Origin of the sequence: Gottfriedia sp. NPDC056225 (assembly GCF_042267765.1) — a bacterium.
In the GTDB taxonomy this organism is placed as follows: Bacteria; Bacillota; Bacilli; order Bacillales; family Bacillaceae_G; genus Gottfriedia.
Window position 1 is genome coordinate 1 of record NZ_JBHJTJ010000064.1, and the last position, 15,923, is coordinate 15,923.

Annotated in this window: 15 protein-coding genes; 3 read left to right on the forward strand and 12 right to left on the reverse strand. The window is 32.3% G+C overall.

Annotation, left to right across the window (positions count from 1 at the left end; all coding sequences use genetic code 11):
* Window positions 1-90: 90 nt before the first annotated feature.
* The 3 genes from ACFCYN_RS22845 to ACFCYN_RS22855 form a co-directional block, all read right to left on the reverse strand.
* The gene (locus ACFCYN_RS22845) at window positions 91-339 is read right to left on the reverse strand and encodes a hypothetical protein (RefSeq protein ID WP_172444821.1); all 249 of its coding nucleotides are present in this window, start codon (window positions 337-339) and stop codon (window positions 91-93) included.
* Between the two features lie 228 nt (window positions 340-567).
* Window positions 568-2,406 (reverse strand): ABC transporter ATP-binding protein, encoded by a 1,839-nt coding sequence (locus ACFCYN_RS22850; RefSeq protein ID WP_375951996.1) that lies wholly within the window; start codon window positions 2,404-2,406, stop codon window positions 568-570.
* Window positions 2,407-2,428: 22 nt separating this feature from the next.
* Entirely contained in the window at window positions 2,429-2,881 is a 453-nt protein-coding gene (locus ACFCYN_RS22855) for a MarR family winged helix-turn-helix transcriptional regulator (protein WP_375951998.1), read from the reverse strand.
* A gap of 274 nt (window positions 2,882-3,155) precedes the next feature.
* Here ACFCYN_RS22855 and ACFCYN_RS22860 point away from each other — a divergent pair, with 274 nt between their 5' ends.
* On the forward strand, window positions 3,156-4,130 hold the full coding sequence (locus ACFCYN_RS22860; RefSeq protein WP_375952000.1) for an NAD(P)H-quinone oxidoreductase: 975 nt from the start codon (window positions 3,156-3,158) through the stop codon (window positions 4,128-4,130).
* A 26-nt stretch (window positions 4,131-4,156) separates the two neighbouring features.
* On the forward strand, window positions 4,157-4,861 hold the full coding sequence (locus ACFCYN_RS22865) for a DUF554 domain-containing protein (RefSeq protein ID WP_375952002.1): 705 nt from the start codon (window positions 4,157-4,159) through the stop codon (window positions 4,859-4,861).
* Between the two features lie 44 nt (window positions 4,862-4,905).
* Here ACFCYN_RS22865 and ACFCYN_RS22870 read toward each other — a convergent pair whose 3' ends face one another.
* Together ACFCYN_RS22870 and ACFCYN_RS22875 are read right to left on the reverse strand one after the other, a co-directional pair.
* Window positions 4,906-5,616 (reverse strand): YoaK family protein, encoded by a 711-nt coding sequence (locus ACFCYN_RS22870; RefSeq protein WP_375952004.1) that lies wholly within the window; start codon window positions 5,614-5,616, stop codon window positions 4,906-4,908.
* 165 nt (window positions 5,617-5,781) lie between these two features.
* Window positions 5,782-6,168, reverse strand: a complete 387-nt coding sequence (locus ACFCYN_RS22875; RefSeq protein ID WP_375952006.1) for a winged helix-turn-helix transcriptional regulator — start codon at window positions 6,166-6,168, stop codon at window positions 5,782-5,784.
* Between the two features lie 170 nt (window positions 6,169-6,338).
* Between ACFCYN_RS22875 and ACFCYN_RS22880 the strand changes: the two genes are divergently transcribed.
* Entirely contained in the window at window positions 6,339-6,575 is a 237-nt protein-coding gene (locus tag ACFCYN_RS22880) for a hypothetical protein (RefSeq protein ID WP_375952008.1), read from the forward strand.
* A 569-nt stretch (window positions 6,576-7,144) separates the two neighbouring features.
* Here ACFCYN_RS22880 and ACFCYN_RS22885 read toward each other — a convergent pair.
* From ACFCYN_RS22885 to ACFCYN_RS22915, 7 genes are all read right to left on the reverse strand, one after another.
* The gene (locus ACFCYN_RS22885; RefSeq protein ID WP_179865442.1) at window positions 7,145-7,321 is read right to left on the reverse strand and encodes a hypothetical protein; all 177 of its coding nucleotides are present in this window, start codon (window positions 7,319-7,321) and stop codon (window positions 7,145-7,147) included.
* A gap of 230 nt (window positions 7,322-7,551) precedes the next feature.
* Window positions 7,552-8,055: a GNAT family N-acetyltransferase gene (locus tag ACFCYN_RS22890; RefSeq protein ID WP_375952010.1), complete on the reverse strand. Its 504-nt coding sequence runs from the start codon at window positions 8,053-8,055 to the stop codon at window positions 7,552-7,554.
* Between the two features lie 126 nt (window positions 8,056-8,181).
* Entirely contained in the window at window positions 8,182-9,606 is a 1,425-nt protein-coding gene (locus ACFCYN_RS22895) for an aldehyde dehydrogenase family protein (protein ID WP_375952012.1), read from the reverse strand.
* A 1-nt stretch (window position 9,607) separates the two neighbouring features.
* Window positions 9,608-10,972 carry a 4-aminobutyrate--2-oxoglutarate transaminase gene (gene gabT / locus ACFCYN_RS22900; protein ID WP_375952014.1) on the reverse strand — a complete coding sequence of 455 codons (1,365 nt, stop codon included), beginning with the start codon at window positions 10,970-10,972 and terminating at the stop codon, window positions 9,608-9,610.
* Window positions 10,973-11,090: 118 nt separating this feature from the next.
* Window positions 11,091-14,294, reverse strand: a complete 3,204-nt coding sequence (locus tag ACFCYN_RS22905; RefSeq protein ID WP_375952016.1) for a DEAD/DEAH box helicase — start codon at window positions 14,292-14,294, stop codon at window positions 11,091-11,093.
* Between the two features lie 127 nt (window positions 14,295-14,421).
* Window positions 14,422-15,060 carry a response regulator transcription factor gene (locus ACFCYN_RS22910; protein WP_172444830.1) on the reverse strand — a complete coding sequence of 213 codons (639 nt, stop codon included), beginning with the start codon at window positions 15,058-15,060 and terminating at the stop codon, window positions 14,422-14,424.
* Window positions 15,061-15,071: 11 nt separating this feature from the next.
* On the reverse strand, window positions 15,072-15,923 hold an 852-nt coding region (locus ACFCYN_RS22915), incomplete at its 5' end, for a sensor histidine kinase (protein WP_375952018.1).

Consider the following 15,923-nt stretch of genomic DNA (forward strand, 5'->3'; position numbering starts at 1 on the left):
AATCCTTTAAGTCTCCTTAATAATCTATAAAGGACAGGTGAAGAGTTATTCCTATTTTTCGAAATCGGTTAATAGAAAGCATAAATACTTTTATACATATTTCGTAAAAACAACATATGTTATAAAAAATGCCACTACAAAGTACAAAACTCCAAGAAGCTTCTTTTTTTTGTGGATACTTAGTAAATTGTCAATTCCACTGAAAATCAACATACTCATGAGAAGTAATTGCTGATATAACTCGCTTCTTTTTGAACTGTCATTCCAAGTAAAACCAAGATAAATTAACAAACTAATGGCACTTATGATCGCTAAGATTTTAAAGATTTTTTTAATCATTCTGCATAATCTCCTTAATTTCATAAAGATATAATGTGGTTTTCCACGTTATCTTTTTTGATTGTTTTTTTATCTAATGATTCAACCCGCTTTTCAATAGACTATACATTAATCCACCTCAATACGACTCTTATAAAGACATAAATTTAAGAATTATAAAGATAAACCTTTATTTATACAAAAAAATGAGCCATTCGTTCATTTACGAATAGCTCATCCTTGTTCAATTTATTCAATCGATGCGATTGCTTTTTTACCAAATTGTTTTTTGTATAATTCTTTATATAAACCGTTTTCCATCAATAATTCATCGTGTTTGCCTTCCTCAACTATTTCTCCATCCTGTAGCACAATAATGTGATCAGCAGCCATAATTGTAGAAAGACGATGTGCTATAACAATTGATGTTTTATTTTTTAATAATCCTTGAATTGCACTTTGAATATAAAACTCTGATAAAGTATCTAATGAAGATGTTGCTTCGTCAAGAATGATGATTTCAGGATTTTTTAATAAAACTCGAGCAATTGACAGTCTTTGTTTTTCTCCACCTGAGAGCTTAATTCCTCGATTCCCTACAACCGTATCATATCCATTTGGTAACTCCATGATAAAATCATGTATATAGGCAGCTTTACATGCTTCAATGATTTCTTCATCTGACGCATCATCTTTTGCATATAATAGGTTTTCTTTAATCGTTCCATTAAATAAATAGCTATCCTGTGTCACAAGGCCAATATGAGATCGCAACGATTGGATAGTGAATTCCCTAATATCTCGACCACCAATTTTTATTGAACCAGAAGTCATATCATAAAGACGAGGTATTAAATTTGTAATCGTCGTCTTTCCTGCTCCACTTGGTCCTACTAAAGCTGTCATTGTACCAGACGGGGCTATGAAGGAAATGTTTTGTAATGCAGTTTTATCCTTTTGATAATTAAAAGAAACTTCTTCAAACTCAATATCTAGATTCATAACATTCATTTCAACTGCATTTTCTCGATCTTTAATTGTTAATTTCATATCAAAATATTCAAAAATACGTTCAAATAAAGCAATTGAGCTTGTGATATTGACGTATAAATTTGTTAATTGACCAACAGGTCCGTATAAACGGCCTAGTAAAGCGACAAAGCTAATGATTGCCCCAATTGTTATTTCACCTTGAAAATATAAATACCCACCATATAAATAGATTAACATTGGACCGATGCTAGTAAATGTACTTAGTATCATCATAAACCAGCGACCTGCCATAGATTCCTTTATTTTAAGATTAGTAGACTGTACATTAATTTCATCAAACGTATTATATTCTCTTTTTTCTTTTGTAAAAAGCTTCATTAATAAGTATCCACTTATACTCAATGTTTCTTGTATTATATGATTTTGCTCACTCGTTTTTTCCTGTGTCTGTTTTGCAATACTCCATCTGATACTTCCCATTTTTCGAGTTGGAAGAATAAATAGTGGCACGATGATTAATCCTAATATCCCTAGCTTCCAATTCATTACCAGTAACGTAACAGCAGTAGAAATAAGAATGAATAGATTATTAGCAAAACTTACAATCGTACTATCAAAAACCGCTTTAACACCAGAAATATCAGCCGTCATTCGAGTGATTACTTCACCCTGCTTTACATTTGAATAAAATTGGAGTGGCATTTGCTGTAAATGAACATACATTTGGTTTCTCATATCGTAAATGATATTTTGAGCAACATAGGCATTTAAATAATTTTGCCACACGCCTAACAACCCTGAAATAATTGTCGTACTAAGAGAGGCGAGTACGAGATAAACTAGTAAACTTAAATTCTTATTTGGTAATGCGGTATCAACAATATGTTGAATAATAATAGGTGGTAAAATGCCTAGCACCGAAGTTACTAGTAAGATAAGTACCACAAGTAAAGTTTGCTTCCAATAAGGCATAAAATATTTCCCAATTCTTAGCAGCAATGCTTTTGTAATATTCGGTTTTTGTGCATTTTCATCAAATCGCATTCGACCAAATCCATGGGGACCCATTGGAGGTCCTCCACCAAATCCTGACATAATTTTCAACCCTTCCTAATTTCTAAAGTGTATTTTGCTCATTTAATAAATGAGTTAAGATTTGTTTTTGCATTCTAATAAGCGAATTAATCTCCTCTTCGGAAAAATGTTCCATAGAGCTTGCTAAACCCTTATATGCCTCTGACTCTTCGCGATAACGTTGGCAAATAAGTATTCCTTCAGAGGTTAAAAATAATTGAGTTTCTCGTCGATCTACAGCCGAAGTTACCCTTTTTACGTAATTCTTTTTCTCCAACTCATCTATACTAATACTAACTCTGCTTTTTGCAGATAGTAACCTTTCAGTTAATTCTTTTTGTGTTAAACCTTCCTTATTATGAATTGAATTCAATATAATTAACTGTTGAACAGTTAAACCTAGTTTAGTAGCCGTTTGAAAGCTTAACCTTTTTAGTTGGCGTGCAATTGAGAATAATGAGTTCGTTAAATCAATTGCTTGCTGCAGTTCTGACACGTATACCATCTCCTATATTAGTTCACATTATAAACTGTTTACTTTATAAACTAATAATAAACCTTAGAGTTTCTTTTGTACAATTAAAAGATGTTAATAAAGAAAAGTGTAGGTTCATTCAAATAACATTCACTTTATTGCTATTTTCACCTTATTACATTTTCCATATAACAATATATTCTGTACAACTTAACCTGTCTCAGTTTTTAAAATATTCTTTCGATTATTTATATAGTATGATAAGAATTATCTAAAATTAAAGGTGGTTTTGAATTTGAAAGCAGTTCAAATTGATGAAGCAAAGCAATTATTTATTGACGATTATCCAATGCCTGCTTTAGGAGAAAATGAACTTCTTGTAAAGGTTCATGCAACAGCAATTAATCGGGCTGACTTATTACAAAAACACGGTAAGTACGCAGTACCTCCAGGTGCTTCTCCGATTTTAGGATTAGAAATGTCTGGCATTGTTGAACAAATTGGCGCAAATGTAGCGAATTGGAATGTTGGTGATCGCGTTTGCGGATTATTACCAGGTGGAGGTTATGCGCAATATGTTTCCATCCCTGCCGATTTAGTAATTCCAATCCCTGAACATCTTTCATTCGAAGATGCTGCAGTCATACCTGAGGTCTTTTTGACAGCATACTTAAATTTATTTGAGTTAGGTAAATTAAAAGAAAATGAAACAGTGTTAATTCATGCAGGAGCTAGTGGTGTTGGTACAGCCGCAATTCAGCTTGTAAGAGAACTAGGAGCAAAATCAATCGTTACTGCAGGGAATGAATCGAAGTTAGCTGCATGTACTGATTTGGGAGCAAACTATGTTGTAAATTATAAAAATGAGGATTTTAAAACGAAAGTTGAAGAAATAACTAATCATGCCGGAGTCGATGTTATTCTAGACTTTATTGGTGCATCCTATTTCCATCAAAATCTTCAATCGTTAACAACAAATGGTAGACTGATATTAATTGGAACAATGGGTGGAATTAAAGTAAATGATGTGAACTTATTACCACTTTTAACGAAGAGAATTTCGATTATTGGAAGTACTTTGCGCTCACAAACGCTTGAACAAAAAATACATTTAACGAATCAATTCAAAAAATTTGTCTTACCACTTTTTACAAACAATAAAATAAAACCAATAATCGATTCAGTGTATAGTTGGCATGAAGTAAATGAAGCTCATAGTCGAATGGAGAACAATTTAAACATTGGAAAAATAGTCTTGAAAATAGATTAAATAAAGAGAAATAAAAGGGGATAAAAATGGTCTTACTTGGTTCAATTGTCAACGCAGTAGCAATTATTTTTGGCTCATTACTAGGTGTATTTATTAAAAGAATTCCAGATCGAATGAAAAACTTAGTAACACAGTCAATTTCATTAGTGATCATCGTAATCGGTTTTACATTAGCAATGAAAACAAATCAAATTCTAATCGTTGTTTTCAGCCTCTCATTAGGTGCGGTAGTCGGAGAATGGTTAGATATCGAAAGTAAATTAGATAAATTAGGTTTATTTATAGAAAGTAAATTTCATTCTAAAAATGAAGGATCCATTTCAAAAGGTTTTGTTACTTCAACATTATTATTTTGTGTTGGTGCGATGGCCATACTAGGTGCGCTAGACAGCGGTCTTCGCCACAATCACGAAATTTTATATACAAAATCGATGATGGACGGTTTTCTATCAATCATTTTAACATCAACACTTGGTATTGGCGTGTTATTTTCCGCTTTACCTGTTTTAATCTACGAAGGCTTTATTGCTATTTTTGCATCATTTGTTCCAAACTTAGTCACACAGCATTTACTGAATTCAATTATTGCCGAAATCTCAGGTACAGGCGGTATTTTATTAATCGCTCTAGGATTGAATTCATTAGGCGTAGTAAAAATAAAAATTGGAAATATGTTACCTTCCGTTTTATTTGCACTTATTATTGTATGTATCATTCAATTTTTCAAATAGAAATTACATATATTATTCACAAAAAATGAGCCCATTATAGTGGCTCATTTTTCATTTATGTAGATGTACTTTTTCTTAAAATACCCTTTATCTTTATGATATAAAATTAAGGCGATTAATAAGATTCCTGCAGCAAGCCAAACCGACTGATTCCCAATATATTTTGTTGAAATACTTCCAAATAAAGCTCCAAACGAAAAAGAAAGGATAATCACTAAAAACTCCTTAAATTTTGTTTTTGCTTCTTCGTCTTGATTTACAAAAGCGGTATACGCGGCCTGTGAAGCAATTCTTATATTACCGGTTGTCATTGTCGAATTATATGTCCACTTATCTAAATGAGTAAAAGTTGAAATTTGCAATGAAGATACAAATGAAATGCAAACAGTTACTACGATATTAGGTACACTACTTGGTAATACCCCTACTATTATTAATACTACACATTCTAAAATTAGAATAGAGCGTCTATAGCTGTATAAAAGCTCCCTTAAGCGTGGATGCTTAACAGATTCAGCCACCAATACACCTAGAATAAATGCCAAGATTGGCAGTATGTAATCAACCGAATTCTTCCAATTCCCGTATGATAAATTGATTGCTAGTAGCACAAGATTACCTGTTTGTGCATTAGCAAATACACCGTCTCTACTAATGAATGTATATCCATCTAAAAAGCCACCGACTAAAGCTAACAAAACGCCAAGATAAACTGAATTTGATGATAATGAAGGAATTATTTTTTTAGATTTCAATCAAAGATCTCCTACTATAAAGTTAAATTATCATTATCTTATCATTAGAATCACCATTATTATGTTTATAATTGTGAACATTCATCCTTCATTTCTAAGTTATTTACTAAAAACGAGGTCTGTTAACATGATTAGTAGTCTTCTTACGTAAAACATCCTTAAGTATTACCGCTGTTGGTTTTGAGTGGAATTATGATGTTCTTCTAGTTTTATTTTCATAAATTCCGTCCCCAAATCTTTCATTGCATCGAGTACACTATTAAAATTTTTACCTAGATCAGTTAAAGAGTATTCCACTTTCGGAGGATCTTCCTTATAGACTTCCCTATGAACCATTCCATCCTCTTCTAATTCTCTCAATTGTCTCGTCAATATTCCCTTTGAAATACGAGGTAACAATCTTTGAAGTTCGTTAAACCTCCTTGTTCTCTGGCTTAAATGCCATAAGATGATGATTTTCCATCTCCATGCAACTACATTCTGTGTAAGTGTCAAAGGACAAACTAAATCTTGTAGTTGAGGAGGTCCTCCCTCAAAATTAAATCGAGCCATATCCGTTATTTCCATCTCCTTCATAAAGGTACTATTATTGTAAAAAAATGCCTACTTTTAAAATTGTGACAGTCGATTTAGTATATATCTGTAATAATTAATTTACTGTTCATAAAATAAAATATGTACTTTATAACCCTTGGGCAGTACAGACTTCTGGCGTTTTTGAAATGATTAAAAATCCATTGATGAAAAATGTAATGAAATTGTCGTATAAAATAATTGGGAAAACGATTGAAGAAGGAATTAAACCAATCATAAAATTAGTAGAAAGTCCCCCAAAATCTTCTTTAACCGCTTTTAAAATGGAAAAAGAAGTTAGTCTAGCTATGAAAACATTTGATAAAGAACTCGCTCAAAAGCTATTTGACATTACTGTTCACATGCTTGTGGCAGAAAAATACTAAATAAAGAGGCCGTCCTAATGCATGGTATCTGACAAATAGGCGTCCTTTATTTCAGTTTTAGAATGTATTTTGACGTAGTTGCCAATTTTAAGTATATGTATAAGTGCAAAGAGTTTAAATAGAGGCGAGTTTGCATTAAATTTCGAGAAATATAGTTGTTCTCATTCTATCAGCTGGGGTATCCTATTCGAGTTTTTCAATTTTAGCTGAGATTATGGTTTCCATTAAGATAGATTGAATAGATTCCTTCACTTTTTTAATCGTTTTTGAATGAATTAGAAGCAATTTATCCATTTTCCGGTTGTGGATAGCTACTTTTGAACAATTATTTAGGTAAAATACCCCAACCTGTATGGTTATTATTCTATCTAAATTGTCATCCTAGCAAATTTAATTGCAGTTTTCTTAATTTTAATTGCAGTTTTACTTATTTTAATTGCAGTTTCTCTATTTTTATTTGCACTTCAACTTTAATTTCAACTACTCTTCTTTTACTACTTAATTTTCAATACACAAAAAAAGCTAAATCCCCAGGATTTAGCCTCCAATCATTATGTAAAATCTAAATACTACCTATTCAAAACATAGTAAATAACGTAGAACCAACTAAAAAATCCGTGAACTATTGCCCAGAGAACTGATTTATGAATACTCCAAGATATTGTAATAGCTAAAGCAGAACCAAACGTCATTGCACTTTTAGAGCCAACTGGAACATTGAATTTTTTTTCTGTCCGATCTTTCATACCCCAACTCCCATTTCCTATGAATCTATATTTCTATTTTATTCTTCATTGAAATGGATATACCCATTAACCATTAAGATTCTGTTAATTACATAGTTTCAATGGCCTATAATATCGGATGATTAATCATAAAGACAGTTAAATTTAGTTTTTCTAAGTTAATATCCCGCTAAAATATCAACAAAATAATAAAAGACGTTCAACTTAAAACTAGAACGTCTCATACATAATCATTTAATCATCTTAACCATATGGTCTTCATCATAAAATTCACCATTTACAAACAAAGCTCTTTTTTCAGTTCCAAAACTTTCGAAGCCGACAGATTCATAAAGTTTTTTTGCAGAAATATTTGATGAAATGACTGCTAATTCAATTTGTAAAATATCTTCAATTTGAGTAGCATGCTGAATTGCTTGGCCTAAAACTTTCTTGCCTACTCCTTTTCCACGATAATTTGGATTGACGTACATGCCCCAAATTGTTCCTTTATGCTTCATTTTTTCAGAGCGTTTTTGGTAGAAGCCAGCAACTCCAACAAGTTCTTCCTCGTCAAATGCTCCTACGATAAAATTATCGAAGGTTTTAGGAAAATTATTTGTATGTTGTTCCATTGTTTTTAATTCATATTCAGATATACTTTCTCCGAATGCTTCTGGCGAGAGTATTAATCCTTCTTTTCTTAAGCGTATAAATTCGGGTAAATCTTCAACTGTAAGCTTGCGAATTTCCATCTGTTTATCTCCCTTCAAACTATTAAACTTTTAATATTTGTCAATTTCAAATATAACATATAATTCTGAAGTTTATGAATACAAAAAGACTTATCATTTTTATCATGATAAGTCCTTTTAAACAGATTAAAGTTTGATCGAGACAAGTTTCAATTCTGTCATCTCTTGAATTGCATATTTAATCCCTTCTCTTCCATAACCGCTCTCTTTTACTCCACCATATGGCATTAAATCAACTCTGAACGTTGGAACATCATTTACGAGCACTCCACCTACGTGTAATTTTTTAGTAGCGTATAATGCCCGTTGTAAGTTATCTGTATATACTCCAGCTTGTAATCCAAATCGACTATTATTTACTTCATTTATGGCATCATCAAAATTTTCAAAAGAATTAATAACAACGACTGGACCGAATATTTCTCTACAAGATACCTCGCTACTATTTTGAACATTTGTTAAGATCGTTGGTGTGAAAAGGCGGTCATCTACTATATTGCCACCGGTTACTAATTCGGCCCCGTCTTTTATTGCATTTTTTACCCAGTCATCTATTCTAGCAATATCCTTTTTCGAGATTAATGCACTAATATCTGTTTGAAGGTCTAATGGTGAACCTTGTTTTAATCGTTCAGTCGCGTTTTTCATTTTCACTATGAAATCTTTATATAGAGTATGATGTACAAATATGCGTTGCAACGAAATACATACTTGACCGTTATATATAAAAGCTCCCCAAACGCAGCGATTAATTATCTCATCTGTTAAATTAACTCCTTCGTCGATAATTAATGCTGAGTTAGATCCAAGCTCTAAAGTTACTTTCTTTAATCCCGCTTTATTTTTTAAAGATATTCCTACTTCAGGACTACCAGTAAATGTGATTGCTTTCACTTCAGGATGCTTAACTAATGCATCACCAATACTTGAGCCTTTACCTGTAATTAAATTAAATGCTCCTTTTGGTAAATCTGTTTTATCAATCATTTCTGCTAATGCAATAGCTGACAATGGGGTTTGGCTAGCCGGTTTTAAGACGATTGTATTACCTGCAGCAATTGCTGGGCCTACTTTATGCGCTACTAGATTAAATGGAAAATTAAATGGAGTAATTGCACCGATTACGCCCACTGGTTCTCTAACAGTGTAAGTAACTCGACCTTCACCACCTGCGACTGCATCTAGCGGTATCGTTTCTCCGTATATTCTTTTTGCTTCTTCAGCGGCAATTTTATAAGTAGCAATCGTACGATCAATTTCGCCTAAAGCCGCTTTTAATGGTTTAGATGCTTCCAATGCTAAAATCTCAGCAAGCTGTGAACGATTTTCTTTAAATTGTTCAACTAATTGCTCCAAAATCAGGCTTCTTTCATTAGATGTTAGTTTATCCATTTTTGATCTTGCGTTATTAGCCGCTATAATTGCATCTTCTAAATTTTCAATAGTAGCGATTGGAATTTCAGCCAAAATTTCATCTGAATGTGGAGCATAAAGCTCCTCATATTTTAGCCCCTCAACCCAGCTTCCATTTATATAAAATTGTTTTTTCATATTACTTCACCTCAGATACAAGCTGACTTACAACTTGATGTATTGATTGTTTGATTATATCTAGTCCTTCGTCTAATTCATCGTCTAAAATAGTCAGTGGTGTTAAAAAACGGAGAACATTACTATGAACACCTGCACTTAGTATAATGACTCCATTTTCACAACATCTTTTTGTTAGAGCTGCTACAAAATCTTTTGCTGGCTGGCCAGTAGCATGGTCTATAAATTCGATTCCTACCATGGCCCCTAATCCCCTAATATCGTAAATAATTGGATAGTCATCCTTTAGTCCACTGAAAAACAATTTAATTTTTTCCCCTATCGCTTTCGCTCGAATCCAAAGTTTTTCATTTTGAATTTTTTCAATTACTGCAAGTGCTGCTACACATCCTAATGGGCTACCACCATAAGTTCCGCCTAACTCACCAGGTGAAGCAGCATCCATAATTTCCAAACGTCCGGTAACCGCACTAATTGGTACTCCGGCAGCTAATGATTTTGACATTGTCAATAAATCTGGTTCAATCTCAAAATACGTTGAAGCGAATAATTCTCCCGTTCGTCCAAAACCTGTTTGGATTTCATCTGCAATAAATAAGATTCCATAGGATTTACAAATAGTATAAATTTCTTTAACGAATTTCTTTGGTGGAACGATGAACCCACCTTCTCCTTGAACAGGCTCCATTATGACTGCTGCGATTTCATCTGGGGAAACATCAGTTAATAGAAAATCCTTAAACTGTGCAATACAAAAGTTTATATATTCGTCTTCTGATAAATCTTTTGGACGATTCGATAAATATGGGAATTGAGCTTTAAATGTAGCAGGGGCAAATGGACCCATTTTATATTTATATGGTTTTACTTTACTGGTTAAAGACATCCCTAATAAAGTGCGTCCATGGAACCCTCTTGTAAATGAAACGATACCTGACCTACCTGTATACTTCCTTGCAATTTTAACAGCATTTTCAACTGCTTCAGCGCCACTATTTAATAAAATTGTTTTTTTGGCAAAGTCCCCAGGCGTTATTTCTGCTAATTTTTTTGCTAAATCAATATATGGCTTATACATCCCAACATGAAAACATGAGTGTATTAATAAATCTGTTTGATTTTTAATCGCTTGTACAACATTCATTGGAGTATGACCTACATTTAATGTTCCGATTGCCCCAGCAAAATCTAAAAATTTATTTCCGTCAACATCCTCAACGATTGTACCATTAGCCTTTTCTACAAAAACTGGAGTATTATTACCAACTCCATTTGGAACAAATTGATTGCGTAATTCAATTAACTCTCGCCCTTTTGGTCCCGGGACTCCAGCTAGGACATTAACAAATTTTCGATTTTTGCTCATGTTTTGCTCTCCCTCTTCATATATTAACTGATTAAAATTTTTAGCTTCATTACTAATATACTCGCATTTAACTATTTAAGAATGAAATTAATCTAAGTTAATGAAGAAGTAGAGCTAGTTATAGCATCAATAATTCGCGTATATCTTCTTCCGTTAATGAAGTTAATGAATTTGACTCAACAATTTCTTCAATTAACTGTTTTTTCTTCGCTTGAAGTTCAGTCATTTTCTCCTCAATCGTTCCTTTTGCGATCAGCTTTATTACTTGAACATCATTCAATTGCCCAAACCGATATGCTCGATCTGTTGCCTGATTTTCAACGGCAGGATTCCACCAATTATCGTATAAAATAACGGTATCTGCTCCTGTTAAATTCAGTCCAACCCCACCTGCTTTTAATGAAATAAGGAAGAAGTCATTTTCACCAGCATTAAAACGATCGCATATAGAAAGTCGTTCTTCTGAAGGCGTTTGGCCATCTAAATAGAAGAATGGCTCTCCCATTTTAGCAAACTCTCTACCAATTAATTCAAGCATTTTAGTAAATTGAGAGAAAATCAATACTCTTCTACCTGCCGTTTTTGACGCTTCTATAATTTGAAATAACTGTTCAAATTTTGCTGAACTGCCTTCATATCCTTCAATAAACAGGGCCGGATGACAACAAATTTGCCTTAAACGAGTTAATCCAGCTAAAATTCTTATATGATTTTTTCCTAATGTAAACTTATCAACTGCTAAATGTTTTAAGGTGTCATGCCTTAGTTTTGCTAAATATGCTGCATATAACTTCTTTTGCTCTGGAAGCAATTCAACAGATTCATTCGATTCGATTTTTTCTGGAAGTTCTTTAAGTACGTCTACTTTTAGTCGCCTTAGTAGGAATGGTCGAACTTTTTTAGAAATCGTTTTTCTCGTAAGATTACTAAATTCCTTCAAACCGCCAAATAACTCTGGAAAAACAACATGATAAATCGCCCAAAGTTCTTCAAGTGAATTTTCAATAGGAGTTCCTGTTAAAGCGAATCTTTGATCAGCATTTATCTTTTTAACAATCTTCGCTGTTTGAGTAAAAGGATTTTTAAAGCTCTGTGCCTCGTCAAAAAAAACCGTATGGAACTTTTGTTTTTCATACCATTTAATATCATTTCTTAGAAGCGAATATGAGGTAATGATGACATCAATACGCTCTATTTCATTTTGTAATTTCAATCTATTATTCTTATTTCCGTCTATTACGATTGCTTCTATTTCTGGAGCAAATTTGAAGAGTTCGCTTAGCCAGTTATACGTTACTGCCGTTGGACAAACAATAAGAATTGGTGCATTATTTGAACGGATGTCCTTTAACACCGATTGAATATACGTTATGCTTTGTAGTGTTTTACCTAAGCCCATATCATCTGCTAAAATACCACCGAATCCGAATTTAGCTAAAGTTTTCATCCATTTGTATCCATATATTTGGTAGTCTCTTAAAATATAATGTGGAGTATTTGGAACCTCTATCTCTACTTCATTCGGATTTACTAAGCTTTCGTAAAATTGATTGAACTCGTACCCAGTTTTAAATAAATTAGTTTCTTCTATAGTATTTAATAGATTTAGTCCATGTTTTAATGGTACGTTCAATATACTTTCATAATCTAATTCTTGAGAAGGAACGGCATTTAAAAAACGTTGAATTTCCTGTAACTCTCTAGTCTCAAGTGAGAATAATGTACCATCTTTTAATCGAAAGTATTTTCTTTTTTCTTTTAATGCTAGGATTACTTCTTTAATTTGTTTTTCAGGAATATCTAAATCAAATTTAAATTCTAGCCAATTTGTTCGTTCTTTTTTTATATTAACTCGTATTTGCGGCTTCTTATTTTCTTTAAAAATTCTATTTCTCACTGCAGTTGTTGCATAAATTTCGGTTAGTTTTTCTAGTTTAGGTACAATATGTCTTAAAAACTCATATTCCAGCTCTTCATTTTGTAAAAAATAGCCACCTTCTGTTTTTGAAAAAGAACTATCCTCCATTAGCTGTAAAATCTCTAATTCTTTTTCCTCATCTCTAATTAAAGTTTTACTAAGCTTTGGTTCTCTTTTATCAAGTGGATTAATCACAATTCGATCATAATGAAATTCAAGACCTGCTAAAAACTTATTTTTTACTCGATCTAAATATAACTTTGAGATTAGTGGCGTATTTGAAAATTGATTTGATAAAGTCGGCGGAATATTAACTTTGCCAAGCTTTTTTAGACCTGGAATAACTTGTTCGAAGTATAAAGGAATTTGATCAGTTGTAATTTGAATTTTTTCAGAAGTTGTTTTATTAACTAATTGTTTTAATTCCACAAGTCGATTAAAATCCTCAATGGTTAAATTATATATTCTTCCATCATAAATGACTTTAGAATAGGCCTCTAGTATGGTTAATTGATTGATCCCATTTGCAGTTAATGTGTACTGGCCATTTAAGAGTTCAAATTCAAATTTTAAAGGTAATTCCTCTTCAGAAAACGAAATTCCATGATAAATATTGCCGTTTTCAATTACTTTTACATTATTCGTAGTCGTTAATAAATTGATTAATTCATTAAAAATTGATGGGGATATGATCATATAATCATTCGAAAATATTGTCGTTTTATTCATATATAACGAATCAATAAACATAATCTCATCATCTAATAATTTTATTAATTGTTCCCATATCGAATTTACTTCATCTTTCACACAATGGAAAAGAGGATCAAATATAAACTCAGTTGATACTTCACTTGGTTTTCCCTCTTTTATGCTCCATAAAAACTGTCGTATATTTTCTACTTTTTTCGTTTTAGAAATCATTGAAATACCTATCATTTTAAAGCCATTTCTAATCTCAACTACTTCACAAACGAACTCAAAATCAACAATCTGTCTATTTTCAAAATGTCTTTGTTGTTTTGTTTTTCGAACCATCTTTTCATTAAATAAAGCTAAAATACCATTCGACATACTCATATTGTAATTTTCTTTATTAACTACTTCAGGAAAAACATCTATTTTCTGGTTCTCATAAATTGAAATGAGAACAGCAGCTATGTGCTGACAATCTGTTTTAATTGATGCTAGTTTTGGGCAAGTACATGTGCAATAAAAATCCCCATTTTCTTCTTTTGTAACATTAACAGTAAACTTTTCAAATCCTTCTACGCTTGCTGTACATGTATTTTTAGTATATTTTTCAATGATCACTTTGTTTGAGCGATAAAAAGAGTCTCCCCTTTTGAAGGAGACAATTCCGCATCGTTCTTTAATTATTTTATGACTAATCAATATATCCAAACAATTGCTCCTTTTCTTTTGCTAAACTAATACTTCTATTTTATCATTTATTGTCTTTTTTTCTAAAAAATTGCTTTTGAGTAAGCAAAAAAGAAGCCATTTTTATGACTTCTTTTTGTAATCATCCTTATTTTTGTTCTACAATCCCATGCCTAAAAGCATAAATAACAGCCTGTGTTCGGTCTACTACTTCTAATTTTGTCAGTATATTACTTACATGTGTTTTAACTGTTTTTAAAGAAACAAATAAGGCATCTGCGATTTCTTGATTTGATTTACCTTCTGTCATTAAGTGGAGCACTTCTTGTTCTCGAGCCGTTAAATCATCATGTAATTCACGCTGAACAGACTTTCTCATTCGACTCATCATTTTCCCAGTAACGACTGGTTCTAAAACCGAACCACCTTTATGAGTTGTTCGAATTGCGTTTGCGATATCGCTAGCTCTTGACGTTTTTAGCATATAACTAATTGCTCCTGCATCAATTGCTGGATATACATTTTCATCATCTATAAAGCTTGTGACAATAATTATTTTCGCTTCAGGCCATTTAGAAATGATCGACTTTGTCGCTTCAATCCCGTCCATTCCTTCCATCACTAAGTCCATTAAAATGATATCAGGGCGTTTTTCCAGTACAAGCTGAACACCATCTTTTCCATTACTAGCTTGACCTACAACTTCAATATCAGATTGAGTACTTAAATATGTAGAAACACCCATACGTACCATTTCATGATCATCTACTAATACAACTTTAATCATTTTGCACACCTCTATTCAATTACCGGAATTTTTACTTCAATTTGTGTTCCTCTATTTGGAACACTGACAATTTTTGCAGTACCTCCAACTTCTGAAGAACGTTCACTAATTGATTGCAATCCATATGAACCCGTTTTACGATTATCAACGTTAAAACCGATTCCATCATCAATCATTCGTACTAACACAAAATCCTCAATTTTTCTAATCCGTATTTCAAATGTTTTTGCATTTGCATGTCTCAACGTGTTTGATAAAGCTTCTTGAATAATTCTAAACAAATGATCTTCCACACCTTTTGACAGTGAAATATCATCAATTTTCCATTTTAGTTGAAGTGCTTGACGATTTGTTAGTTCAGTTAAAAGCTTTTCAACACCTTCTTTTAAGCTTTTCCCTTCTAACTGAACTGGTCTTAGATGTAATAAAAGTGCACGCATTTCTGATTGAGCATTAATAGCCATTTTTTCAATATACTGTAGTTGTTCTTTGAAGGTTGTTTCACCAAGTTCATTTATAGCCGAAATCATCATGGAAATTGCAAATAATTGTTGGCTAACAGAATCATGTAATTCCCTAGCAAGTCTATGTCTTTCTTTCGTTACAACATCTTCAATTGTTTGAGATTCCATTAATTTCTTTTCATCGACTAGTTTTTGAACAGTCTTTCTTGAATCCTCTATTTGTTTCGATATTTTTTGAATCTTCAATTCGATTTCATTATCAATTGAACGAATTGGAAGTTCAGTTTCTTTATGATAAATTCCATTTTCTGCCTTTGTTAATCCTTTTAATAAGGCTTTTTCATTATGACGAATTGTACTTAAAACCGCTGTACTATAAACAATTGATATAATAATAAT

What these genes read in the sequence shown, in the direction of transcription:
- ACFCYN_RS22845 (WP_172444821.1), bottom strand. Translation starts at nt 339, where the DNA reads ATGATTAAAAAAATCTTTAAAATCTTAGCGATCATAAGTGCCATTAGT.
- ACFCYN_RS22850 (WP_375951996.1), bottom strand. Translation starts at nt 2,406, where the DNA reads ATGTCAGGATTTGGTGGAGGACCTCCAATGGGTCCCCATGGATTTGGT.
- ACFCYN_RS22865 (WP_375952002.1), top strand. Translation starts at nt 4,157, where the DNA reads ATGGTCTTACTTGGTTCAATTGTCAACGCAGTAGCAATTATTTTTGGC.
- ACFCYN_RS22875 (WP_375952006.1), bottom strand. Translation starts at nt 6,168, where the DNA reads ATGGCTCGATTTAATTTTGAGGGAGGACCTCCTCAACTACAAGATTTA.
- ACFCYN_RS22880 (WP_375952008.1), top strand. Translation starts at nt 6,339, where the DNA reads ATGATTAAAAATCCATTGATGAAAAATGTAATGAAATTGTCGTATAAA.
- ACFCYN_RS22885 (WP_179865442.1), bottom strand. Translation starts at nt 7,321, where the DNA reads ATGAAAGATCGGACAGAAAAAAAATTCAATGTTCCAGTTGGCTCTAAA.
- ACFCYN_RS22890 (WP_375952010.1), bottom strand. Translation starts at nt 8,055, where the DNA reads ATGGAAATTCGCAAGCTTACAGTTGAAGATTTACCCGAATTTATACGC.
- ACFCYN_RS22895 (WP_375952012.1), bottom strand. Translation starts at nt 9,606, where the DNA reads ATGAAAAAACAATTTTATATAAATGGAAGCTGGGTTGAGGGGCTAAAA.
- gabT (WP_375952014.1), bottom strand. Translation starts at nt 10,972, where the DNA reads ATGAGCAAAAATCGAAAATTTGTTAATGTCCTAGCTGGAGTCCCGGGA.
- ACFCYN_RS22910 (WP_172444830.1), bottom strand. Translation starts at nt 15,060, where the DNA reads ATGATTAAAGTTGTATTAGTAGATGATCATGAAATGGTACGTATGGGT.